This window comes from Ohtaekwangia sp. (assembly GCF_036568665.1).
Taxonomy (GTDB): domain Bacteria; phylum Bacteroidota; class Bacteroidia; order Cytophagales; family Cyclobacteriaceae; genus Ohtaekwangia.
In genome coordinates, this window is record NZ_DATCSD010000081.1 from 50,598 (window position 1) to 74,249 (window position 23,652).

Consider the following 23,652-nt stretch of genomic DNA (forward strand, 5'->3'; position numbering starts at 1 on the left):
TTTATAGGGCAGCGTTAAGGAATAACGTGCAGCATGGCTCTCGCTTCTTCCATCAACGTCTCGTGCGATACAATCAACATACCGATACGATCCATAAATTCAGTTGTGTTAATCTGCGTGGCACTGGCATCTTCGAGGCTAACGATCTCTGCATACAACGAGTCGACACATAACAACGAGGTAGAAGATTTCAGTTTATGCAGTAAACGTTCTGTGCGGAAAGCATCATGTATTGCTACAACGTTTTGTAATTCTCCCAGCAACGGAGGTGTAAATTCTACAAAAGCTTTTAACAGTTCCGCTTTGATATGATCAGACCCACCTGTGAGACGATTGAACTTTGCAGCATCGAGCAGGCGATAATCCTGAACAGCAACTTCCACTTTCGGTGCATTAACGATAACGAAACGGCTGGCAGATTTGTTTGAGTTCATATTGTTTGTGTTTGGATGTTCGTGTCAATTGATAAGCAAAGTTGCACATTGGTAAGCTTGATAAAATCAGGTTTCAGCGGATTTGAAAAAAATCAGGAAGAGCTTTTCAAACATCAGCATTTCCCTGATAGAATATCCGGAAAAACCCTACATCATGCTTTGAGATTGGGTATCCACACAAAGAAACTTGTTCCATACCCTTCTTCCGAGTTAACGGTTATACTTCCTCCCATCTTGCGCAGCACTTCGCTTACTATATACAACCCGATTCCGGTGCCCCGCGATTGTTGCGACCCGCGATAAAACAACTGAAAGATATTCTGCTGCACTTCCTGCGACATGCCTATACCATTGTCCAGTACTTTTATATGGCAGCCGGTGTCGTTCACGCGCACAGTAACATCTATATACTTATCCGCTTTCGATGCATCGTTAAACACGAGTGCATTTATAATAAGTTGCAACATTACCAGGTTCAATCGCTCCAGGTCAGTATATAGCACGGTGTGCTGTGTAATGTTTTTAGAGAATCGTATACCTTTTTCTTCTGCCTCTTGTGCATAGCGCAATAAAACATCTTCAACTATCATCGTCATAGATACGGGTTCAATAATAAGTTCCTTCCTGGAATTAGCGAGGAAGCGTTCTAAATCATTCAGCAGCGATTCCATTTTACTCACCGTTTTCCGGATCAGGTCCAGATGTTGTTGCGGCTCGTACGATGCATCGGCCTGCTGATGTTGCAACAGATTTACCAGGCCCGTGATCGATTTTAACGGAGCGCGCATGGAATGTGAACAGCTATAGAGAAATTTATCAATCACTCCTTTTGCTTTTGTCAGCTCTTCACCGAGTATTTCTCCTGACTTTTTTTCCATAATCATAGACATTTCGTGCTGGCCTTGTAACTGAATTGGTAGACCAAATTTCTGCATTGCATTACTGGTATACATCGGGATGAAACGGATTTGAAAAAAATCAGGAGTATATATCAGCACGTAAGGGAAATCCTTACAAGACAAGAAGTTTCTTCTTGGTTTCGAGGTGGATGGTGATAAGCCGGCTAAGTATACCGAGCGACTGGATTTGTTCGCCTGAGAATTTACGGGGTTTTGTATCGGTGAGCCCTATTACTCCAATAACGGCACCTTCGCCATTAATGACGGGCATGCCTGCTAAAAATCGCATAACGGGTTGATCGAGCACCTGCGGATTGAATTTATAGAGCGCATGTTTCAGCGTATCTTCGATCTCGATATAATTTTCGTTGCGTACTAAAGATTGCCATAACTGCGCGCGCTCTTCGGAGAGTATATTTCCGGCAGCAGCCACTACCGATAATTCCGGAGTACCAAAAAAACAGATCACCACGGATGTGGTGCGGCTCATATTGATAGCCAGGTGCACAATTTCGCTGAAGAACGGCTCGTGCAAACTGTCTTTCTCTATATACGACAGTAGTTGTATGAGTTTTTGATCGGGTACTTCGTTTAATTCTGCCATGACTGCCATTCTTCCTTTGTTTTAGAGTAACAAAGGTCGGCAGCAGCCGAGGGTGAACAGACAGGGATAAAATGATTTTTAAAAATCAGCAAAATCCTGATATATGTAAGGGAAAACCTTAGCGCGGAGGATTTTTCCGCTCCAGCGCATATCGCACGAGTTGCGCTGTGCTGGAAAGCCCCAGCTTATCCTGTATATGAAGTTTATGTGTTTCAACTGTTTTTACACTGATGAATAATTCCTCGCCTATCTGTTTCAAACTTTTTCCTTCGGCAATCAAGGCAAGCACCTCTTCTTCGCGCCTGGAGAGCACACTGTTCTTAGGGCGATCGCCTTTCTCACTCACATCGTTGTCTTTCAATTTTGCAGCAGAAGAGAAGTCATCAAATACCAGTGATGTAACATCTGCACCGAAGTATTTCTCTCCTTTCATAACACTGCGTATCGCCTTCAACAAAATGTCTGCACTGCTGTCTTTGTTAAGGTAGCCATCCATACCGCTGCGAAGACCAGCCCGTATAAAATCTTTATTTACTTCGCTCGACAGCAGGATCACTTTTATATTGGGATTTTGTTCTTTGATCCAGCGTGTGGCTTCAATGCCCGTCATGCCTTTCATAACAATATCCATCAGCACTATATCGGGCGAAAGCTCGGTGGCCATGTTGATCGCTTCTTCTCCGCTATCCATACTTTTTAAAATTTCCACTTCGCCAGTTTCGCGTAACAGTGAAACGATACCCTGCCTTACCAGGCCGTGATCATCAACAACAATTGCTCGTATAGAACTCATGTACTCTTAACTAAATTATATATTAATGGTCCAGTATATCTTTTATAGCCGTGTGCAAATCATCCAGTGAGCAGGGCTTCTTGATAAAAGCCTTCACATTCAGGCTCAGGGCGTGTGCTTCATTTTCCTGTGGAGGTTTGGCAGAAAATATAGCAACCGGTATATCTTTCAATGCCTGGTTGTGCATGATCTTTTCGATCAATGCAAAGCCATCGACCTTGGGCATAACAAGATCGGTAATGATCAGATCAGGTTTGTAGGTTGCAAGTTTTTTATAGGCTTCGTATCCATTCGCGCAAGGCTCCACTTCATAACCTTCCATCATCAGAAAATCGCTGACATGCTGAAGCAGATCATGCGTATCTTCTACTACCATAATTTTCTTAGGCATAGGGTAACGGAATTACGATGGTTATTTCTGTGCCTTTTCCAACTTTACTTTTTACATCGATATAGCCTCTTAGTAAATCTACAGCTTTTTTTATAATGGACAATCCCAATCCCGTTCCTTCAATATCGTTCGCGTTGCTTGCACGATAGAACGGTTCGAAAAGATTTTTCACATCGCGCTCCGGAATACCAATACCATAATCTTTTACCTGTATCGTAAGTTTCTTTTCTTCCCCGGTAACCGTGAGCTCTATCGTATCCGTTGCGGGCGAAAACTTGATCGCATTAGTAAGCAGGTTTATCACAATCGTACGGATCAGTTTTTCATCCATGTGTATCGGTGTATCTGCACCATAGATCTGCAACTCGATCGAATGTGTATTACGTGTGCTCTGCTCTACTTCGAGCTTGAGTTTTTCAAGTGCCTGCACCAGGTTTACCTGCGCTAAATGTACCTGCATTTTGCCGGCTTCGGTTTTGCCTATCATCAGCACATCGTCCAGCAGATGCGTCATGTGGCCCACTTGCTTCTCTATATTTTCCAGTCGCTTGTCTATTTCATCCGGAGATATACGTTGCTTGTATTTTTTTATAAAGCCGGAGGCCAATGATATAGAGGAGAGCGGTGTACGAAACTCATGCGATGCTATCGACACAAATTTACTCTTCATCTCTACCAGGTCCTTTTCTTTCTGCAACGCTTCATTCAACTCGCGGGTGCGATCATATACCATGCGCTCCAGATTCTGTTTATACTCGATAAGTTCAGTAATGTTTTGCCCTACTACAATTACACCAATAATGTTGTTGTCTACATCTCTGCGGGGGGCTATACTCAACAACAATATCAGCTTGCGATTTTTGCGTGTAAGCAACGGCAATTCAAAATTACTGATCGGTGTACCCTGCAGTGCATCGTTGAGTATAACTTTTACTACTTCGCGATATTCTTCTTCCAGCAATGCAGCGATCCACTCACGACCAATCATTTCAATACGCGAATAGCCTGTCAGCTCAAAGGCTACACGATTCCACTCATTGATGTTGCCGAGTTGATCAGTACCAAAGATGGGAACATTGGCATGCTCGATCAGGTTGGAAAGTTCGCGCGCTATAGCAGTGATGGCGCCTTCAAATTCTTTCTGCTCGGTAATGTTTCGTGCTTCGATGCAATAGCCCATAAACTTTTCGTCACTGGACAATACCTGGCTGATGGTAACATTAAACCACGCGGCTTCTATACCATCTTCGCGCATATGTACTTCGTACGATACGGTTTCGCCATGCTCTACCCGATCAAGCATTTGCAGGAAAGTAACTTTGCGCTCGTCCTGTATATAGTCGAAAAGATCATTGCCAATGCGAAGCTCGCGTCTGGCACGCAGCAATGTATTTTGAAAATTAGCACGGTTAAAAGCTACGATTTTATAGTCGGGCGAGAGCAACGTAAATGAATCGCGCGTGTTGTTAAAGATCGCTTTCAGGTTTGCTTCTGATTCACGTATAATATTTTCCTGTTCTTTCTGCTGGGTGATATCAAAGGCAATGATGGCTACATTCCGGATCACACCATCTTTCATTACCGGCTCATATCGCAGCGACAGGTACATATTGCCCGAAGGCAATGTATACCGGGCAGTAGTTTTTATAAAATTACCCTGCAATGCTTCGTGGAACAGCCGGTGCACGGCAGCTTTATTTTCTTCTGTTGTAATATCACCTATATATATACCCGCTTTCGGTTTCTGACCAACGGCCTCTTCAGTAAATTCTTCGAACGACCGGTTGAATAATAACAGCTTTCCTTCCAAATCCAGCAACGCAATCTGTTCCTGTGTATTACTAAAGATTATTTCCAGTTGCTGCTGGTAACGCAGTATCATGTCTTCGTCCGCACGCTGCCGTGTAAGGTCTATCGCTACACCTTCTTCACGCACGGGTTTATGTTCTGCATCATATACATACCGCACCCGTTCAAAAATCCAGATATATATACCATTGGCCATCTTTAAACGAAATGTACTTTCGCTATAGCCGGTATTCTGTAATTGTCGCCTCGCTTCTTCGCGTATGGCGCGATCATCTTCATGTGTACGCTCCAGCCAATACTCCGGATTGTTGAGCATATCATTGGTGATGGCGTCACCAAACAATATTTCTGCGGAGCGACTTATATAGTGTCGATTGTTCCCTGTAAGATCAAACGACCAGATCACATCATTACTCGCATCGAGCACGCGGTTCAATTGTTCATCCTGCTGCCGTAAAATTATATCCGTCTGCTCCTGTATCTTGGCTTGTGCTTCTTCCAGTTTTTCATTGGTAGATCGCAGCTCTTCATTAAATGCTGCCAGCTCATCACTTATGGCCTGCAATTCACGATTTTTTGTATTTAACTCCCGGTACGCATTCTGCTTCTTTTTCCAGTGTATCACAGCGGTTATACCTATAGCAGTGATCGATACAATACCGGCAATAAGTATATAGATGAAGTTTTGCTGATCGGCATAGCGCTGTATATCGGCATTCATCTTCGCTTGCAGTCGCGTCAGGTCATGCTGTTGCTCTGCAATTTTGGTTCGTTGCTGTTTCATGATCGACACATCTTTACTATCGATGCGTGCTGTCTGTAGTATATTTTCGCGCTCGTAAGGTTCGTGCTGCAAAATGTGCGCGGCCAGCCGAATAGATTCTTCGCCACCGGTAGGGTATAAAAATGTAGCATCCAATATTTTATTCTCCACCAGTTCCATGCCGCCATTTTTACCCAGCAAACCATCCACGCCAATATACCGGGCGTTGGGTGCTATATTTTGCTCACGGCAAATAGTATATATAGCTTGCGCCATCACATCATTGTGAGCAAACACTACATCGAAAGATGGCAGCGAGGAAAGCGATTTTTTGAATTGTGCTGCGGCAGTATCGGCTTCCCACTTTCCATCGATCGCAGCAACAATATGAAGTTGGGTATGATGCTTCAGTTCATCGGTAAAGCCGCGATGCCGGTCTATCGCGGGTGATGACCCGGAGAGCCCGCGCACTTCCAGTATAGCTGCTTCTTCTGCAACCGAAGCTATATAACTGGCAGCCTGTTTGCCGATCTCGTAATTATCGGCTCCTATATAGGCGGTATAATTATCAGAATTTATTTTTCTGTCAACCAGTATAACCGGTATACCGGCTGCACGCGCATTCTCTACGCTGGCGGTAACGGGCTGCGCTTCATTGGGAGTAATGATGAGTATATCTACTTTCTCATCGATGAAGTGCGCTATATCTTCCAGTTGTTGTGTCGTGCTGTTGCGTGCATCGCGATACGCCAGTGTATACCCGGGATGAAACACCAGTTCTGCATACATGGCCTCCAGCATTTGTCTGCGCCAGGCATCGCCTCCTGTACATTGCGAAAAACCGATTTTGTATATATGCGTATCCTGTTTCTGCTGGCAGGCAAACAACGATACCACTAAACAAAGCATGAAGGAATTCCTGCGTATCCTCATTCCTGGAAAGTAAAATTTACCGTGTTATACTTTGAAAAAGCTTTCCGGCTATAGGCGCGCGACTGCGTTCCTTTAACTTCATCATCTCTCACATCCTGAAAAGCACCGGTATACCGGAAGTAATAATTTTAGGATTAACATGGATGAAGTATCCGGCTGTTAATAGTTCCCAATTAAATTATTCCAGAAAATACTGATTATTTCCTGGATAAAAAAATCAAGAGCCGCTAACCTGAGAATTGTTACAAAAAAAATGGGCCCATAGGCCCTCAGTTGTGTTATAACAATCTTATGAAAGAAATGAAAGTAAGACGAGGATCAGATTAATGTTTAACCGCAAATCCTCGTAACGTAAACACGTGCACACATATATACGTGCGTACATTAAAAATTTGTGATTTTGCGGATGCGGTTGTTGCCGGCATCGGCTATATACATATTGCCCTGAGCATCGATCTCTATTTCACGCGGGTAACGAAATAAAGCAACGCCCAATGCTCCGTCACCAAAACCTTCGGAGGAACCTGCCAATGTTGATACCGTTCCGTTCTTGTCGATCTTGCGGATACATTGGTTCTCGCTGTCGGCTACATATATATTTCCCTGCGCATCCAAAGCAAGCCCGGCAGGATAGCGGAATTTAGCTTCATCGGCCGATCCGTTTGCATAGCCCATAACACCGATACCTGCTACGGTACTCACAACACCTGCCGCTGTTATTTTTCTGATCCGGTGATTAAAGAGATCGGCCACATATATATTTCCATCTACATCTGCTGCTACACCTGTGGGCCGGTAAAATCGTGCATTATCGCCCGCACCATCTTTATAGTCTGCCTCGCCATTGCCTGCCAGCGTAGTAACAATTTTTCCGGGTGTGATCTTCCGTATACAATTATTACCCTGGTCTGCTATATATAGGTTTCCATCTGTATCGATCGTTATACCACTGGGAGAATGGAACTGTGCTTCGTTACCTTTTCCATCTGCATAACCCATCACACCGCTGCCGGCAAACGTAGTAACCTCTCCTGCCGGAGTAACTTTGCGGATCCGATGATTTCCTTCATCTGCTATATACAGGTTGCCATCCTGATCAACAGCCACACCGTTGGGGCCATAGAATTTTGCCAGTTCACCGGTAGCATCTATATATCCCGGATCAAGTTTGCCCGCGAGCGAGCTTACCTCTCCGGACGCAGTGATCTTGCGTATACTGCAATTCTGAAAATCGGTAACATATACATTTCCCTGGGCATCGGCTGCTACACCGGAGGGTGAATTGAATTTTGCTGTAGCACCGGAGCCATCGATGTGGCCCTCTGCACCGGTACCTGCCAGCGTAGTAACGGTCGCTGTTTTATCGTCATCGTCTGAGCAGGCCAGCAGGTATATACTGAGCAACGCTATACAACAAGCCGGGCCTGCTATATTTCTTATTCCGTACTTCATAGTTTTCTTGATCAGGTCAAACAACATGGAGAATTAGTTCATCCGGCATACAGGCCGGACTTACAAAGATTATTGTTTATCGTTATGAAATACTAGTAAAAAAACGACACTATTGAGTGTTTAGCGGGTGTACTGTACAGAAAGGCTTTCGGCCACCAGCCAGTCCGTTGTGCGGGTTAAAATAGAAGTTACTCCTTTTGTTCTGCGCTTTTCTCCTCGTGCAATTCTTCTGCTTCTTCGATGGAGTGCGTCTGCTGCATATCTATATCCTGCTTGCTCATCATAGCTAATTGAGCGTAGAATTTACGCAGCACTTTTAATTCTTCTTCGGTGAGGTCTTCTACGGATACTAATCTGTTACTCGCGCGACTATGTGCGGCTACCAGTTCATTTAATTTCAGGTTGATTGCTATCGATTCTTTATTCTGACTTCGCTGTATCAAAAACACCATGAGAAAGGTAATGATGGTGGTGCCGGTGTTGATCACGAGTTGCCATGTATCCGAATAGTGAAAGAAGGGTCCGGAAACAAGCCACCCGATAATCAAAAGAACAGCAACAACAAAAGCAGCCGAGCTGCCCACAGCGGATGTTACCACTGAGGAAAATCTTTCCAGCAGTGGATTCTTTTTACCATTCGTGCCCATCGCTATTAAATTTAAATTGAAAAGTTGTTGTAGAAATGAAGTAAAAAATCGTTCCTGGCAAACGAATAATGAACTGAATAATCGAACAAGGAACATCGATTCAACGAAGGATGAAGTATAAAGTCCGGAAGACGGAAAGTCCGGTTTTTTTTTGCTTTCGATTAACGGATAACCATTAACAAATAACGAACTGCATATCGAACATAGAACACCGATCAACGAAGGATGAAAAGTGAAAGGCAAAAAGGGCAAAGCAGTAGGCTAATTAAATAACAACACTACCTGCTCTCCTTTACGCACGCGAATAGTAGCGATGGACTTGGCAACAGCGAGGTCCATTGTTTTTCCTTTTTGTATGAGTTGTGGTTTGGTGCTATAGGATGGTATCCTGATCTTAAATTCATGATCAACCGTGGCTGTAATTTCCGCACGCTGCATTTTCTTTTCTTTCCACGTAGCAGCTACCTGCGCACCACCGCGCACGCAAAGGCCGGTATAGCTTCCGGTGTTCCATACATCCGGCAGTGCAGGCAGGAACTCTATATATCCCTGGTGACTTTGTAATAACATCTCGGCTATACCTGCTGCGCCACCAAAATTGCCATCGATCTGGAAAGGAGGATGTCCGCAGAAGAGATTGGTATAGGTACCTCCACCGTTGTGCATATCTATACCGGTTTGTTTAATAGGGTATAGTAAATTCTTTAGTAAGGTATAGGCGTGATTGCCATCGTGCAGACGTGCCCACAAATTTACTTTCCATGCAAGCGACCAGCCTGTGCCACCATCGCCTCGTCCATCCAGTGTCTTCTTTGCAGCAGTTGCCAGTGCTGGTGTATTTTCGATGGTGATCTCTTCTGCAGGATATAGTCCCCAGAGATGGGAAATATGCCGGTGATGCGGATCCACTTCCTCGTACTCTTGCAGCCACTCCATTACGCGACCATCTTTCCCGATACGCGTAGGCGGAAGTTTCTGCACAGCTGTCTGCATCTGTTGACGGAAAGGTTCATCTTTACCCAGTATAGTAGATGCTTCTATAGTATAGTTGAATAACGCGCGGAGAATCTGGTTATCCATGGTAGGGCCCATACATACATTGGCGGTTTTACCATCGGGCAAACGAAAAGAATTTTCCGGTGAGTTAGAGGGCGATGTTACCAGCCAGCCCGTAGCCGGGTCATTAACCAACGTGCTCAGGTAAAATAATGCGGAGCCTTTTAGTATAGGGTATAATTTTTCGAGATACGATTTATCCTGTGTGAAGGTATAGTGATCCCACAACATCTGGCACAACCATGCAGAACCTGTATTGAACGCACCCCACGATGGATGTTCGCCCGGAGAAGTATAGCCCCACACATTGGTGATTACGTGTGCTACCCAGCCATCCGCATTATAGTATATCTTGGCAGTCTTAGAGCCTGGCTCTACCAAGCCTTGCACCAGGGTATAGAATGGTTCATTCAACATCGGCAGGTTGCCAACGTGCAGCGGCCAATGATTCATCTGGATGTTGATGTTCAAATGATAGTCGCCATTCCAGGGAGTGTGAATGGTATTGGCCCACAAGCCTTGCAGGTTGGGCGGAAGTAATCCCGGACGTGTGCTGCTGATGAGCAGGTATCGGCCATATTGAAAATATAGCACAGCTAGTCCCGGGTCGCGACCATCGGCAGCAAATGTTTGCAGTCGCACATCGGTTGGTAATACTTGTCGTTCGTCATTGCCCAGCCATACCGTTGTGCGATTGAATAGTTGTTGGTAATTACGAATGTGTGCAGCTTTCTCTGCATCGTATTTTTCATGGATAGCAGCGGCAAGCTCGCTCGCGGATTTCTTTTCAAACTGCGGATTGCGAAAATCGGTTGCTGATGAAATATAGATCGTTACTGCATCGGCATCGCTAAGATTTAATTGATTGCCGGTAGCCGTAACTTTTCCACCGGTAGGTACGAGTTTTACACGCGTGATATAGCGCATGCCTTTACCATCTGTACCGTTGTTTAACTGCCCCGTCATTTGCAGCTCATCTTTTACAACCGTGGTGCTATATCTTTCCGGGCGATCGAGTGATACAGTAAAGCCTATCTTTTTACTTTGATCCGCTGTTAACCGGATTACGATAACATCATGTGCAAAGCTTGTAAAATACTCGCGTTTGAACGAAGTGCCTTGCAATATATACTGTGTCGAGGCTATAGCTTTATCAAGCGAAAGCTCGCGCTGATAACTGGTTAATTTTGCCCGTGCCGAATCTATACCATAGTGATAATCGAGGTGCAACGAGCCCAGCACTTCATACGAGCCATAGGGAACGTTCGAGCCATTGCCTAAACCTGAGCCGGCACCTTTACACACAAAGGAATTATACATGAGCGATTCGGCTTCTGCATTTTTACCTTCGAATAAAAGCTGTTGTATCTGTGGCAGAAATCGCGCGGCATCCGGAGCATCGGCATCCTGCTTGCTGCCCGACCACAATGTTATATCGTTCAATACAATATTCTCGCGATATATACCTCCATCGGGCATTGCCCCCAGGCGGCCGTTGCCGAGTGGCAAACTTGCCTCCCACTGCTCTGCAGGTTGCTGATACCACAAACGCAAAGGTGAAGATGTAGCGGGCGACTGAGCATAAGCAGCTGATAGACCTGTACCCAACGCAAAAAAGAGAAGAAAGAATATTCGCATGTCTGGCAGAATAAGTTTTACCGGGAAGATTTTTCCGTTCGTAAATAAACAATAATATTCATAAAACTGTCAACGGAAATTCGCAGCGGCAAAACTATCTTTGAAACTCTCAAAACCTAAATCCCACAGCATGTCGAATATTAACCTGATCATTGAAGAACGTCCCCGCGACATCGGTAATTTTATGGTAGGAAGATTACTCCCATTTCGCGAGAAGCGCATGGTAGGACCCTTTATCTTTCTCGATCACATGGGTCCCGCTCACCTCAGCGAGTATCAGAACATGGATATACCTCCGCATCCACACATCGGGTTATCTACGCTCACCTATCTCTTTGAAGGCGCCATCATGCACCGCGACAGTCTCGGCACAGCGATCGAAATAAAACCCAACCAGGTAAACTGGATGACAGCCGGCAAAGGTATTGTTCACTCGGAACGCACTCCGGAATATTTACGCCACTCCGACAAAATGTTGCACGGCTTGCAGATATGGGTAGCGTTACCCAAACACCTGGAAGATATGGAGCCTACATTTTATCATGCAGGCGAAGAAGAACTTCCTGCCTGGGAAACAGACGGTGTACACTATAAACTTATAGCGGGCACAGCCTTTGGTAAAAAATCTACTGTGCCGGTATATAGCAATCTCTTTCTGCTGGAACTGAAAACCACAGAACAAAAAACAATTTGTATTGGCGATGATCTGTTTGGCGAAGCGGCTATTTATATACTGCAAGGAAGTATAGAAAGCGAAGGAAATATATACGAGCCGAAACGGATACTGGTAAGCAAAGAACCGAAGCTCTGCGAATTTACACTCGCGGCAAACACAACGATCTATATATTTGGTGGCGATCCGTTTCCCGAGCAACGATTCATCTACTGGAACTTTGTTGCCACCAGCCAGGAGCGCCTCGAAGAAGCCAAACTCCGCTGGAAAGAACAACGCTTCCCCCGTGTAGACGGAGAGACAGAATTTGTACCGCTACCGTGAGAATTAAGCGTAAAGCAGAAAGTTAAAGCAGAAAGTAAATGCCTCCGCAATAGCTTTCTGCTTTTATATTTCTGCGTTAATCTGCGCGATCTGCGGGAAACAAAATGTATTCTGTGTGAATCTGTGAATTCCGTGGGAAACAATTTGCATTTTGAATATCGAACAAGGAACACCGATCAACGAATGTTGAAGTGAAATACACACTGCTTTAAACTTTAGGCTTTAAACTTTTCGCTTGCATTTTATCTGTGCTACTCTGTGAATTCCGTGGGAAACAAACCTACCGCGGCAATGAAAAGAAAAACGTTGCGCCTTCATCTACCTTTGCAGTAGCCCACACGTTGCCTCCGTGTTTTTCTATAATCCTGCTTACGAGCGATAAACCTATACCCACACCTTCAAAATCTTTTTGAGAGTGCATGCGCTGAAAAACATTGAACAGGTTTTGTGCATACTCCATATCGAAGCCAACACCATTATCTTTAACATAGTAAATTATACTATCCGGTCTTTCTTCAAAGCCGATTTCAATGATGGCCCTCTCCTGCTTCCGGGTATATTTCACGGCATTCGATATCAGGTTCACCCACACTTGTTTTATCAATATAGGATCAGCCTGTATATTGGGTAAAGACAATACCCGAAACGTGATGTTACGCTCTCCCTTTTGCTCGTTAAACATCTGGCAGATCTCATCCACTACATGTTGCATAGACACCGGTAGCCTAGCAAGTTGTTGTTTGCCCGCTTGCGAGAACGAGAGCAGCCCTTCAATAAGCTTTTCCATGTGTAACACACTTTTTACAATTCGCTCAATCGTATCGTTGTCAGCTCCCTTTAACTGATCGCGCAGACTATCGCGAAGTATATTGATAAAGCCCAGGATAGAGCGCAGCGGAGAGCGCAGATCGTGCGATATAGAATACGAGAATGCCTCCAGCGATTTGTTGGCAGCTTCCAGGTCGGCAGTGCGATCTTTAACACGTTGCTCCAGTTCGGTATATATTTTTACATTCTCCAAAGCAACAGCCGTAACATCGGCCAGCGACTGGAGTAATTTTACTTCCTCTTCTGTTGGCAAATGTTGCTTGGCCCAATAATTACCAATAGCTCCGATCGGTTCGATGGTGCGTATAGGCACCATTGCCAGACTCTTTACAAATGTAGGGCGATAGGCATCGTGCGGAATCCGGTCGTCTACATATATATCTTCTATCGTTACAGCTTTCTTGTTTATAATAGCCCAACCACTAATACAGGTATCTAACGGAAAGCGCTTGCCTTTCCACAACGGACTTATCGCATCTTCATCTGCATAATAACTTTTGTCTTCGTCTTTTAATACAAAAGTAGCGCCATCAGCACCTGTTAGTTGTCGTGCCGCACTTCGCACAATACGCATAATCGTATCCAGATCGCGGGCAAGCGAAAGCTGCTGAACAGCCATGATCAGATGTTCCATTTCCATTGAATTATTCTTAAATCCTTCCCGAAGACAGTGCTCATTCATACAATAATCTCACCTATCCTTATTTTTTTTATAAAGCACAATCGGACAGGCATAACAACGGCTTCATAAATTCCCGGACACTCTCCTGTAAAAAAGCCTTCCTAAGTTACTATTAATACTTGTAATTTATTAAATTAGGCAACGCAAGTCCACAACAGATCTTTCCTGCCATTTACTGAAGTTGTACCTTAAATAGCGATGGTTATGGATGATAAAAAGAAGTTGAAAATCCTTCTGCTGGAGGATAATCCCGATGATGTTTTATTGATTGAGTACATGCTGCAAAAAGAAAATTTACTTTTCACCAGCCAGCGTGTCGATACCCGTGATGAATTTAACGATGCCATCAGGTCCTTCAAGCCCGATGTTGTATTGTCCGATCATGGCCTGCCCGGTTTTAATTCGCGCGAAGCATTGCGTATATGCCTGAAAGAAGCACCCGCCACTCCTTTTATACTTGTTACCGGAACGGTATCAGACGAATATGCGGTATCGTGTCTGCATGAAGGTGCCGATGACTATATATTAAAATCCAATTTAACACGCCTGCCCTCTGCGATTGTAAGTGCTGTAAAAAAACGCAGAATAGAAAAACTGAAACGCAAAGCACGACTCGAACTAAAGAGACAAAATGCAGAGCTGATCAAAGTAAATAAAGAACTCGACAGCTTCGTATATAGTGTATCGCACAACCTGCGAGGTCCGCTGGCTTCGGTAATGGGATTGCTCAGACTAACCAAAGATCAGGACGATTTAAAGGTGCTTGATTCGCTGCACATGATGATGGAAAGCAGCATTTCCAAGCTCGATGAAACGCTGCGCGAAATACTGGAATACTCACGCAACGCACGCAATGAAATTCAGTCTGTGGAAATCGATTGGTCATCCATTATCCAATCGAGTTTACAAAAACTGGATTACCTCGATAAAGACAACCGCGTGATGAAAAGTATATCGCTGCAAACGGATATACCTTTCTATTCCGATGCTACGCGCATCCATACTATATTTTCAAACCTGCTATCCAACGCCATTACCTACAGCGAGCAAAACAGAGAATCGGTTGTAAACATCGAAGTATATACCACCGGTACTACTGCTTCCTTTAAAGTACACGACAACGGTATCGGCATACGCGAAGATATACTTCCCAAAGTATTCAACATGTTTTACCGGGGCTCCGAAAAAAGTCAGGGCGCAGGCCTCGGCCTCTATATCGTAAAAGAAACGCTCACCAAATTAAAAGGTAATATCGAGATAGCCTCCATATACGGCAAAGGAACCACCGTGCAGGTAAATATACCGGCTGCGAGTCTCTAGCTTAGAGAGCGAAAAGCTTAAAGCAGAAAGTAAAAAGCAAAAAGTAAAATACACACCGCTATAAATTTCGGCTTTCTGCCTTGAACTTACAGCTCAGAAATTTTCTGTGTTATTCCGTGAATTCTGTGGGAAACAAAAATGCCGCGATAAAATTACCGCGGCACTTTTCTAAAGTATATATCCCGAAGGAAAATTAATATCCGGGATTCTGTACGAGATAACCTGGAATGTTAGAGGCTGCATCGACAGCTGTTTGAGGAAGCGGGAAGATTCTTTTCTGTGGATTAGAATCTGTCTTCTCCGTCCATGTACCTTCATATTTACCGAAGCGGATCATATCCGTTCTGCGTACCATTTCCCAATACAATTCGAAGCCACGTTCACGAAACAACAAGTCAAGGTTTATATCTGCCAAAGCCGGTGCCGGTGTTACGGCATTACCATTGCTCGAAGTACGTGCAGCACGAACCGTATTTACATCTGCCAACGCTGCAGTTACATCATTGCTCTTACGCAACTTGGCTTCTGCACGCATCAGGTATATATCCGCCAAACGCAGCACAATAATATCAGCATCACCGATCTTACGACCATCTGTGGTCTTCTGGCAAAATTCATATTTCTCCACGCGATAGCCTTTATCGTAATCGCTACCGCCAGAAGTATAATCCACATTCTCTTTGAAGTCTACCGCCAGATCGTTACGGCTGCGTGACCAGTTATACAGTTTGTCGATCTTGTAAAGACCGTTATCGCATTTCACAAACGCACCGTTTTGTTTGATCAAACCATACTGCTGTCCGCGTAATATACCACGGTCGATTTTGTAATCAGCCGCTGAGATACATCCTACTGTAGGATCGAGGTTCTTCTGATAGAAACGTGGATCGATATCAGCAGGATCGGTAGCGCCATACGCATCCGTCCAGCTTTGATAAAAATCGGATGTTATAGCAGGACCATCGGTACCATTCGCGCTCGGTGCATTGGCCAGCGGGTACATATCGCCTGATATAGAGAAGTATGCCAAACGATTGTGACTGCCCGGTATATCAAAACGCTGATCCAGTGCAAAGATCAATTCCTTGTTGGTGTGATTGTCGTTACTGAATACAGAGAAGTAATCAGAAGACAAACTATATTGTCCGGAGTTGATGATCTTATCGCAATACTGAATTGCCTGATCCATATCATCAGCCGTAAAGCTGAAGTCTGCAGCATAACGGTCGCGGTATACGGCAGAGTTCAAATACAGGCGTGCAAGCAATCCCCACACAGCTGCTTTGGTAAGACGACCCGGACCTGCTGTTGTTGACAATGAAGGTTCAACCGCCAGCAATTCACTTTTGATATACTCCAGTGCATCTGTTCCGCGCAATACAGTAGAGGTCTCTTGTGGATCTTCTTTTACGAAGATAAGACCGAAGAGATCCAGCGATACCATCGAGTAGTACGCACGCATACCCCTTGCTTCTGCCAGGTATACATCCTTATTCGCGTCATTTACTTCAGGCAAAGTATTGATTGCAGTGATAGAACGCGATACCGCAGTGATAAGCACACTCCAGGTATTTGCCAGGTTCGGATCAGTAGCATTGTATGTATGCTGATGCATACCTACATATATACCGTTATCACCCCAGTCTTTACCACCACGGAATGGCAGGATTGCTTCATCCGTAGAAATCTCCTGTAACGCAAAGTAATTCGTGTGATACAGCAGATTAAACAACGGTGCATATACCGGTGCCAGAATACCATCTGCCACTTGTTTATCCGTAAGACCAGTAGAAGACGTTTCATCCAATACTTCTTCATTCAGATCAGTACATCCTTCGATAACAATTATACCGAGGAACAGTAAGAATATATATAGTTTTCTTTTCATGGATCAAGCTGTTAAAATGTAACATTCAGTCCGAACAGGATAGTTCTGGCTTTCGGGTAACTCAGGTAATCGATACCCAGTGAAGTTGTACCGGCAGAAGATGAGTTGAAAGTAGAACGGTCTGTGTTCACTTCCGGATCATAACCTTTATACTTTGTGATCACGAACAGGTTCTGACCTGTAACAGAAAAACGCAGTGCGGATACCCACTTATCTATATGTAGCATGGAAGGGCTGAAGGTATAGCCAAGTGTCAGGTTGTTCAGACGCAAAAATGCTCCGCTCTCCAGGTAACGTGATGATACCGGCTTAGGGTTCGATATACTTTCTGTAGGATACTTTACTGCTTCCGGGGTAGTGTTCACGCCATTGGCAATGTTGTTTTTGTAGAAGTTCGCGTTAGCTGTGTTGTTAAACACTTTGTTACCGGATACACCATTGAAGTTGGCCGTAAGATCAAATCCTTTGAAACCAACACCAGCGTTAAAGTTATAGAGTACTGTTGGCAGTGCGCTTCCCAGTTTCACGCGGTCTTTATCCGTTATGTTTCCATCACCATCCAGGTCAGTATAAACACCATCACCTGTTTCATCTATACCGATAAACTGGCGCAAAAAGAACGTACCAATAGGCTCACCGTTGATATAGCCGTTTACGGTTGTTCCGGTAATACCCGAACCAACGGCAGTACCGGAAGTAATTACCGAGTATGGCGATCCGCTCACGCGGTTATGAATAAAAGTAACATTACCACCTACGTTGAACGTAAAGGTGTTGTTTCCTCTATATTGATAGTTCAATGCCACTTCAACACCGGCATTTTTAATTTTCATATCCTTCACGTTCGTCCACGTAGTAGAGGCAGGCTGAATTGGGTCAGCAGGGAAAACCTCCAACAGAATGTTGCTGGATACTTTATTGAAGTAATCTACGGAACCGGTCAGTGCACCACCGAGGAATCCGAAATCAAGACCTACGTTAGTCTGTGTAGAAACTTCCCATTGCAGGTCAGGGTTTGCCAAACGCACATACGTTGTACCGGCAGGGTATACATTGGTGTTATCCAATGGATAGGTAGTACCGGCAGCAATCTGCGATGTAAACAACGCCTGGGTATATTTAGGAGGTATCTCCTGGTTACCGGTTTTTCCCCAGCCAGCGCGCAGCTTCAGGTTACTGATCGGCAAGCTCTTCATGAACTCTTCTTCGGTAAGTCTCCAGCCCAAAGAGAATGAAGGGAATGTACCATACTTGTTGTTAGCACCGAACTTCGAAGAACCATCGGCGCGAACCGTTGCTGTTACCAGGTATCTATCGTTGAACGCATAATTTACTCTTCCGAAGAAAGATTGCAGCTCATTCTTTACAGCCGTACCTGTAGGCTTGTTAAGAGCAAGCGTGAGGTCCTGACCAAGCCCCGGGTTATAGCGTGGATCTATATTCGATATGGCAAACTTATTTATACTATACGAACGCTCCTGTATGAAGAACTTCTGGTATGAATGACCCGCCAATACAGAGAAGTTATGCACTCCTTTAGTAGCTGTATACGTCAGGTAGTTTTCGATCAGGCTATTGGTATTGGTTTTATAAGTCGTTGTAAGAGAACCATCCTGTGCAGGGATCAGACTTGGAAATGATACCTGGTCGCGAACCGAATTGGAATTGTCTATACCATAATTCAACTTATATACCAGTCCTTTTATAATCTCAAACGAAGGAGATATATTTCCTACAATACGGTTAATGGTAGTAATATCTTCCGAAAGTTGCAGCGCGCGCAACGGGTTCAAACCATTTGCATATTTATAGGGAGCACCGGTAGAATCGTACGCAGGCAAAGTAGGATTTGCAGTAAGTGCAGAACCTAATATAGAGATGGAAGCACCATTGTTACCTTCTGACGGAGGACGTACGTTGGTAGTACTCGATGCACTCAGGTTCAGGTCGATATTTAAACGGTCATTGATTAATTTTTGTGTAACATTAATACGACCATTGTAACGCTTCATGCTGCTGTTCAGAAGGATACCTTCCTGGTTCATCATACCCAACGATGCATAGTATGAAAGTTTATCAGCACCACCGCTCAACGCGATGTTATGATTTTTTGTGATCGCTGTACGGCTGATCTCTTTTTGCCAGTCTGTATTAGCACCACCGTCAACAAGTTTACCACCGAGGGAAGTTACCTGCTCACGATATTCGTCAGCAGAGAATACATCTATAGGGCGAGCCATTTTAGATATACCTACGCTACCGGAATAGGTAAGCGATGAACGACCAGCTTTACCACGCTTGGTAGTGATAAGTATTACACCGTTAGCACCGCGTGCACCATATATAGCCGTAGCCGAAGCATCTTTCAATACATCGATCGACTCTATATCCTGCGGGTTGATGAAGTTGAGCGGGTTAGTAGAACCACCGGTTGATGAGTTGTCCAGTGCAAGTCCGTCTACAACAAACAACGGAGTACTGCCGGTACGCACACCACCGGGTCCGCGGATGGTAATAGATTGCAAACCACCAGGTTCACCACTGGCAGACGTAACATTTACACCGGCAACTTTACCTTGCACCAGTTGCTCAGGCGAGTTGATGATACCACGGTTGAACTCTTCACTCTTTACAGAAGTCATGGCACCGGTAACATCTTTTTTCTCCTGTGTACCGTAACCCACCACGATTACTTCCGAAAGTGTAGAAGCATCGCTGACCATCTGTACGTTGACCTCCGACTGGGTACCTACCACTATATTTTGTGACAGCATCCCGACGAAGCTGAATACCAATACAGATTGATTGGAAGAAAGACGAAGTGTATAGCGACCATCAGCGTCTGTTACGGCACCATTGGTAGTGCCTTTTTCCAATACGTTCACACCAGGAAGAGCAGCACCGGTATCGTCTGTTACTTTACCAGACACTACAACGGACTGGATAGACGCAGATGTAGCAGATGCCAGCACGTGCAGCGGTGTTGTGCCGGCCAGCAGTATACTAAGAATTATAACGAAAAGCCTTTTATACCCCAGCGGGAGAAGACTCTTTCGTAAATTAACCAGATAGATTTTTTGCATAGGCGTTTAGTTTATAGATGTGAGATATGAAATAAGTTAGGTTACATATAGTCAGGTTATGGGCTCCTGAAATTTGGCGCCAAATAACCACTTCAGAATGGTGTACGTTGAATCGAATTGTTACCGTTGTATTAAGTTCACGAAAGCGCTTTCGTACGTTTACACATGTACTCTACCCGCAGAAGGTATATATACTTTCGCACACTCCGGCTGTAGCGATCCGCTCCAAAATAAAAACTTTCGGTATACTATACGGCACTATCGGTATCGATTTAACATAAACCAGTATGTGATTTACCACCCCTTGCCAACAACAACATCGATTCTATACAGCACTCCGTTCAGCACACGACAGAACCATGTGCACGCCTCTTAAACGATCTATTGCTTCCAGGTAAAGGAACTGAAAAGTAGCCAGCTCCATCATAACATTATGATAAAGTTAAGGAAATATTGGGTTTATACTTTTGCAAGTCTATCAAATTTACTGACTGTGAAATTCAGTTTTCAACGCTTCTCCTTTCTCTTCTTACCCGGATGCTTTACGATCGTTCTCGCTTACGGTCAACACAATACAATTACCACGGCTGACACTTATACTATAGAGATCGACAGCCTTTGCCTGCGTGCGGAACGAAAATTATTTACGTATCCTGACTCTGCCTTTGTACTGGCACAGGAAGCGTTACGAAAAGCGCAAACCCGCAACTATATCCTTGGCACAGCCAACAGCCATCACGTTGTAGGCGAAGTTTTTTTTCACCAGGGGTTTTACTACGAAGCACTCAATCATCTGCAACAGGCCGAGAATATATATGAAACGACTAACAACCGGGAAGAGCTGGCGCAAAATCTCAACCAGCTGGGTCTGGTATACTATCACCTGCGGCAACCCGATGTAGCTTTTGAAAAACATCGCAAGGCATTACAATTATATGAAGCAGTACATGATCTGAAAGGTGTAGCCTATACCAATGGCTGCATCGGCCGGCTCTATGAAAAGAAACAATCGTATAGCGAAGCACTCGCCTTCCAGCAGAAAGCGCTCGACTGGTATGAAAAAGTAAGTGACTTGCGTGGCACGGCCACTATCCTTGAAAATATAGGGAGTATCTACGAAGACCTCAGTCAATACGATACTGCGCGGAGTTACTTTCTTCGTTCACTTGAACTCAATGAACTGACGCGCGATAGTTTATCGATGATCGTTAACCTGAACAACCTGGCCGATGTATACCGCAAAACCGGCAAGAACGATCCGGCTATAGTTTTCTCTACCAAAGCTTTACAACTGGCATTGCGGCTCAACGATAAATACCAGGTAACAAGTGCCTATAAAGATCTGAGCAAAGTATATAATCAGGCAGGGCATTACCGGGAAGCATACGATAACCTGGAGAAAGGCCGCACCCTATACGAAGAAATTTATGGCGAAGAAACCCGAAGACAGGTTGCTTTGCTGCAAACACTTTTTGAACTGGAGCGCAAGAACAGCGAGATACGTGTACTCGAAAGCGACCGGCAACTAAACTCGGTAGTAAAGATCTCGCTCATCTCCGGTATAATTCTATTGGTATCATTGGCCGCTGCTATCATTAGTCGGCAGCGATTAAAGATCCGGCAAGACAAAGAGATCATCGAGTTGAAAGAGTCCCAACAAAAACTGATGCAGGCCGAGTTGGAGAATGCGCACCTGCATGAACAGCAACTGCAGCACGAACTCGAAAATAAATCGAAGTCGCTTACAGCCCACACGTTGCACATCATCAGCAAAAACAAAATGATGGAAGACATCCGCACCAAATTACAGGAGGCACATCAGGATGATTTCAAGGATCAACGGAAGAAGATCACGAACCTTATAAAACTGATCGACCACAACTTTGTGCAGGATAAAGACTGGGATGACTTTCGCAGCATCTTCGAACAGGTGCACCAGCACTTCTTTGATCAGTTACAAAAAGTATCGGCAGACCTGACCTCGGCCGACATCCGCTTGTCGGCCCTCATCCGACTCAACCTTCCTTCCAAAGACATCGCCACCATTCTCGGCATTTCTCCTGACAGTCTCCGGATATCGCGCTACCGACTGCGCAAAAAACTGAGGCTAAACCAGGGCGATAGTCTCACCAATTTCATTCTCAACATCGGGTAAATCTCACCGAAAACGCTACACGGTTTTATAGCACCACATGGGTGCCTGTATACGCTTCGTTTGGGAGTAATGATTATTTAACCTCTGGTTAATATATAGTATATATCTGACGAGCAACACGTTAACCACATTTATTCAAAAGTTGTTGCCTGCTTGTTAACGCCCCTAAAAAGCATTGTTGCCTTTTTGATAATGACTTTTGGTTGCCTTTCGCTGCCCTGAAGCTCTAATCTTGTACCGCGCTTTACAAGCATTAGAAACTAAAAACACATGAAGCACACAACACCCATTTATAGCGTACTTTTCCTGGCATTGCTGAACCAGGCATGCACACAAACTACTGGAAAAACCGAGAGCAAACCTACCGACTCTACCGTACTTCAACCGGTAGCCTACGCTCACCCTGCCGAAACCATCAGGCCAACCGTTGTAACAGACTCGGTTCAATTTGATACCGATGATCCGGCTATCTGGATCAACCCGACCGACACCGCGCAAAGCCTTATTATCGGAACCGATAAAGACGAGAACGGTGGCCTCTATGTATTTGACCTGCACGGAAAGATCATTCCCGGTAAATCGATAAAAGGATTAAAACGTCCGGATAATGTTGATATAGAATATGGCCTTACACTGCATGGCAAGCCAACCGATATAGCCGTTACTACCGAACGTATTACCCATAAACTTCGCATCTATAGTCTGCCGGAGATGAAGCCGGTTGATAAAGGCGGTATACATGTATTTGAAGGTGAAACCACTCCCCTCTTCCGCGACCTGATGGGCATTGCACTCTATAAAGATGCTGATACCCAAACTATATATGCAGTAGTAGGAAGAAAGAGCGGCCCGACCGATGGTTCTTACCTCTGGCAATATAAACTGGAAGACGATGGCACCGGCTCGGTAAAAGCTACGCTCGTACGCAAGTTCGGTAAATATAGCGGTAAGAAAGAAATTGAATCTATAGCAGTAGACGATGAGCTGGGCTATATATACTACTCTGATGAAGGAATCGGAGTACGCAAGTACTATGCCGATCCTGCCAAAGGAAATGATGAGCTCGCCCTGTTTGCCACACAAGGTTTTTCACAAGATCATGAAGGTATCTCCATCTACAATGCCGGAAATGGCAAAGGCTATATATTGGTGTCAGATCAGCAAGCCAACCAGTTCTTTATCTATACCCGTGAAGGCCGTGCACAAAATCCGCACGACCATCAGCTGAAAAAAGTGGTGAAAGTATCTGCGCAGGAAAGCGATGGCTCGGATGTTACCAG

General features: G+C 44.6%; 17 protein-coding genes. 5 read left to right on the forward strand and 12 right to left on the reverse strand.

Annotation, left to right across the window (positions count from 1 at the left end):
- Positions 1–14 precede the first annotated feature (14 nt).
- The 9 genes from VIN08_RS04275 to VIN08_RS04315 form a co-directional block, all read right to left on the reverse strand.
- Positions 15–434, reverse strand: a complete 420-nt coding sequence (locus VIN08_RS04275) for a hypothetical protein (RefSeq protein ID WP_331960733.1) — start codon at positions 432–434, stop codon at positions 15–17.
- Positions 435–586: 152 nt separating this feature from the next.
- Positions 587–1,312, reverse strand: coding sequence for a HAMP domain-containing sensor histidine kinase (locus VIN08_RS04280; RefSeq protein WP_331960736.1), 726 nt, complete (start codon positions 1,310–1,312; stop codon positions 587–589).
- A gap of 133 nt (positions 1,313–1,445) precedes the next feature.
- The gene (locus VIN08_RS04285) at positions 1,446–1,946 is read right to left on the reverse strand and encodes a GAF domain-containing protein (RefSeq protein ID WP_331960739.1); all 501 of its coding nucleotides are present in this window, start codon (positions 1,944–1,946) and stop codon (positions 1,446–1,448) included.
- 109 nt (positions 1,947–2,055) lie between these two features.
- Positions 2,056–2,730, reverse strand: a complete 675-nt coding sequence (locus VIN08_RS04290) for a response regulator transcription factor (RefSeq protein WP_331960742.1) — start codon at positions 2,728–2,730, stop codon at positions 2,056–2,058.
- A 22-nt stretch (positions 2,731–2,752) separates the two neighbouring features.
- Positions 2,753–3,121 (reverse strand): response regulator, encoded by a 369-nt coding sequence (locus VIN08_RS04295; RefSeq protein ID WP_331960745.1) that lies wholly within the window; start codon positions 3,119–3,121, stop codon positions 2,753–2,755.
- Positions 3,114–6,626, reverse strand: a complete 3,513-nt coding sequence (locus tag VIN08_RS04300; protein WP_331960748.1) for a PAS domain S-box protein — start codon at positions 6,624–6,626, stop codon at positions 3,114–3,116. Before VIN08_RS04300 ends, VIN08_RS04295 begins: the two co-directional genes overlap by 8 nt.
- 384 nt (positions 6,627–7,010) lie before the next feature.
- Complete coding sequence (locus VIN08_RS04305; protein ID WP_331960751.1) at positions 7,011–8,078, reverse strand: NHL repeat-containing protein; 1,068 nt, start codon at positions 8,076–8,078, stop codon at positions 7,011–7,013.
- Positions 8,079–8,266: 188 nt separating this feature from the next.
- Entirely contained in the window at positions 8,267–8,725 is a 459-nt protein-coding gene (locus VIN08_RS04310; protein WP_331960754.1) for a low affinity iron permease family protein, read from the reverse strand.
- A 261-nt stretch (positions 8,726–8,986) separates the two neighbouring features.
- Positions 8,987–11,419 (reverse strand): glycoside hydrolase family 95 protein, encoded by a 2,433-nt coding sequence (locus VIN08_RS04315; RefSeq protein WP_331960757.1) that lies wholly within the window; start codon positions 11,417–11,419, stop codon positions 8,987–8,989.
- Positions 11,420–11,549: 130 nt separating this feature from the next.
- Here VIN08_RS04315 and VIN08_RS04320 point away from each other — a divergent pair, with 130 nt between their 5' ends.
- Positions 11,550–12,416, forward strand: a complete 867-nt coding sequence (locus tag VIN08_RS04320; protein WP_331960760.1) for a pirin family protein — start codon at positions 11,550–11,552, stop codon at positions 12,414–12,416.
- Between the two features lie 280 nt (positions 12,417–12,696).
- On the opposite strand, the gene VIN08_RS04325 is transcribed toward VIN08_RS04320, so the two are convergent.
- Entirely contained in the window at positions 12,697–13,926 is a 1,230-nt protein-coding gene (locus VIN08_RS04325; RefSeq protein ID WP_331960763.1) for a sensor histidine kinase, read from the reverse strand.
- A 204-nt stretch (positions 13,927–14,130) separates the two neighbouring features.
- On the opposite strand from VIN08_RS04325, the gene VIN08_RS04330 reads away from it, so the two are divergent.
- Positions 14,131–15,246 carry a hybrid sensor histidine kinase/response regulator gene (locus VIN08_RS04330; RefSeq protein WP_331960766.1) on the forward strand — a complete coding sequence of 372 codons (1,116 nt, stop codon included), beginning with the start codon at positions 14,131–14,133 and terminating at the stop codon, positions 15,244–15,246.
- A gap of 193 nt (positions 15,247–15,439) precedes the next feature.
- Here VIN08_RS04330 and VIN08_RS04335 read toward each other — a convergent pair whose 3' ends face one another.
- Together VIN08_RS04335 and VIN08_RS04340 are read right to left on the reverse strand one after the other, a co-directional pair.
- Positions 15,440–17,134 (reverse strand): RagB/SusD family nutrient uptake outer membrane protein, encoded by a 1,695-nt coding sequence (locus VIN08_RS04335; protein ID WP_331960769.1) that lies wholly within the window; start codon positions 17,132–17,134, stop codon positions 15,440–15,442.
- Between the two features lie 11 nt (positions 17,135–17,145).
- Complete coding sequence (locus VIN08_RS04340) at positions 17,146–20,217, reverse strand: TonB-dependent receptor (protein ID WP_331960772.1); 3,072 nt, start codon at positions 20,215–20,217, stop codon at positions 17,146–17,148.
- 107 nt (positions 20,218–20,324) lie between these two features.
- On the opposite strand from VIN08_RS04340, the gene VIN08_RS04345 reads away from it, so the two are divergent.
- From VIN08_RS04345 to VIN08_RS04355, 3 genes are all read left to right on the forward strand, one after another.
- Complete coding sequence (locus VIN08_RS04345) at positions 20,325–20,498, forward strand: hypothetical protein (RefSeq protein WP_331960775.1); 174 nt, start codon at positions 20,325–20,327, stop codon at positions 20,496–20,498.
- Between the two features lie 212 nt (positions 20,499–20,710).
- Positions 20,711–22,372 carry a tetratricopeptide repeat protein gene (locus tag VIN08_RS04350; RefSeq protein WP_331960778.1) on the forward strand — a complete coding sequence of 554 codons (1,662 nt, stop codon included), beginning with the start codon at positions 20,711–20,713 and terminating at the stop codon, positions 22,370–22,372.
- Positions 22,373–22,642: 270 nt separating this feature from the next.
- Positions 22,643–23,652, forward strand: a 1,010-nt coding sequence (locus VIN08_RS04355) for a phytase (protein ID WP_331960781.1), incomplete at its 3' end; no start/stop codon positions are given.

Excerpts from the sequence above, each read along its gene's own strand:
- VIN08_RS04320 (WP_331960760.1), top strand. The coding sequence starts at position 11,550 with ATGTCGAATATTAACCTGATCATTGAAGAACGTCCCCGCGACATCGGT.
- VIN08_RS04315 (WP_331960757.1), bottom strand. The coding sequence starts at position 11,419 with ATGCGAATATTCTTTCTTCTCTTTTTTGCGTTGGGTACAGGTCTATCA.
- VIN08_RS04280 (WP_331960736.1), bottom strand. The coding sequence starts at position 1,312 with ATGGAAAAAAAGTCAGGAGAAATACTCGGTGAAGAGCTGACAAAAGCA.
- VIN08_RS04310 (WP_331960754.1), bottom strand. The coding sequence starts at position 8,725 with ATGGGCACGAATGGTAAAAAGAATCCACTGCTGGAAAGATTTTCCTCA.
- VIN08_RS04305 (WP_331960751.1), bottom strand. The coding sequence starts at position 8,078 with ATGAAGTACGGAATAAGAAATATAGCAGGCCCGGCTTGTTGTATAGCG.
- VIN08_RS04275 (WP_331960733.1), bottom strand. The coding sequence starts at position 434 with ATGAACTCAAACAAATCTGCCAGCCGTTTCGTTATCGTTAATGCACCG.
- VIN08_RS04335 (WP_331960769.1), bottom strand. The coding sequence starts at position 17,134 with ATGAAAAGAAAACTATATATATTCTTACTGTTCCTCGGTATAATTGTT.
- VIN08_RS04325 (WP_331960763.1), bottom strand. The coding sequence starts at position 13,926 with ATGAATGAGCACTGTCTTCGGGAAGGATTTAAGAATAATTCAATGGAA.
- VIN08_RS04330 (WP_331960766.1), top strand. The coding sequence starts at position 14,131 with ATGGATGATAAAAAGAAGTTGAAAATCCTTCTGCTGGAGGATAATCCC.
- VIN08_RS04295 (WP_331960745.1), bottom strand. The coding sequence starts at position 3,121 with ATGCCTAAGAAAATTATGGTAGTAGAAGATACGCATGATCTGCTTCAG.
- VIN08_RS04340 (WP_331960772.1), bottom strand. The coding sequence starts at position 20,217 with ATGCAAAAAATCTATCTGGTTAATTTACGAAAGAGTCTTCTCCCGCTG.
- VIN08_RS04300 (WP_331960748.1), bottom strand. The coding sequence starts at position 6,626 with ATGAGGATACGCAGGAATTCCTTCATGCTTTGTTTAGTGGTATCGTTG.
- VIN08_RS04285 (WP_331960739.1), bottom strand. The coding sequence starts at position 1,946 with ATGGCAGTCATGGCAGAATTAAACGAAGTACCCGATCAAAAACTCATA.
- VIN08_RS04290 (WP_331960742.1), bottom strand. The coding sequence starts at position 2,730 with ATGAGTTCTATACGAGCAATTGTTGTTGATGATCACGGCCTGGTAAGG.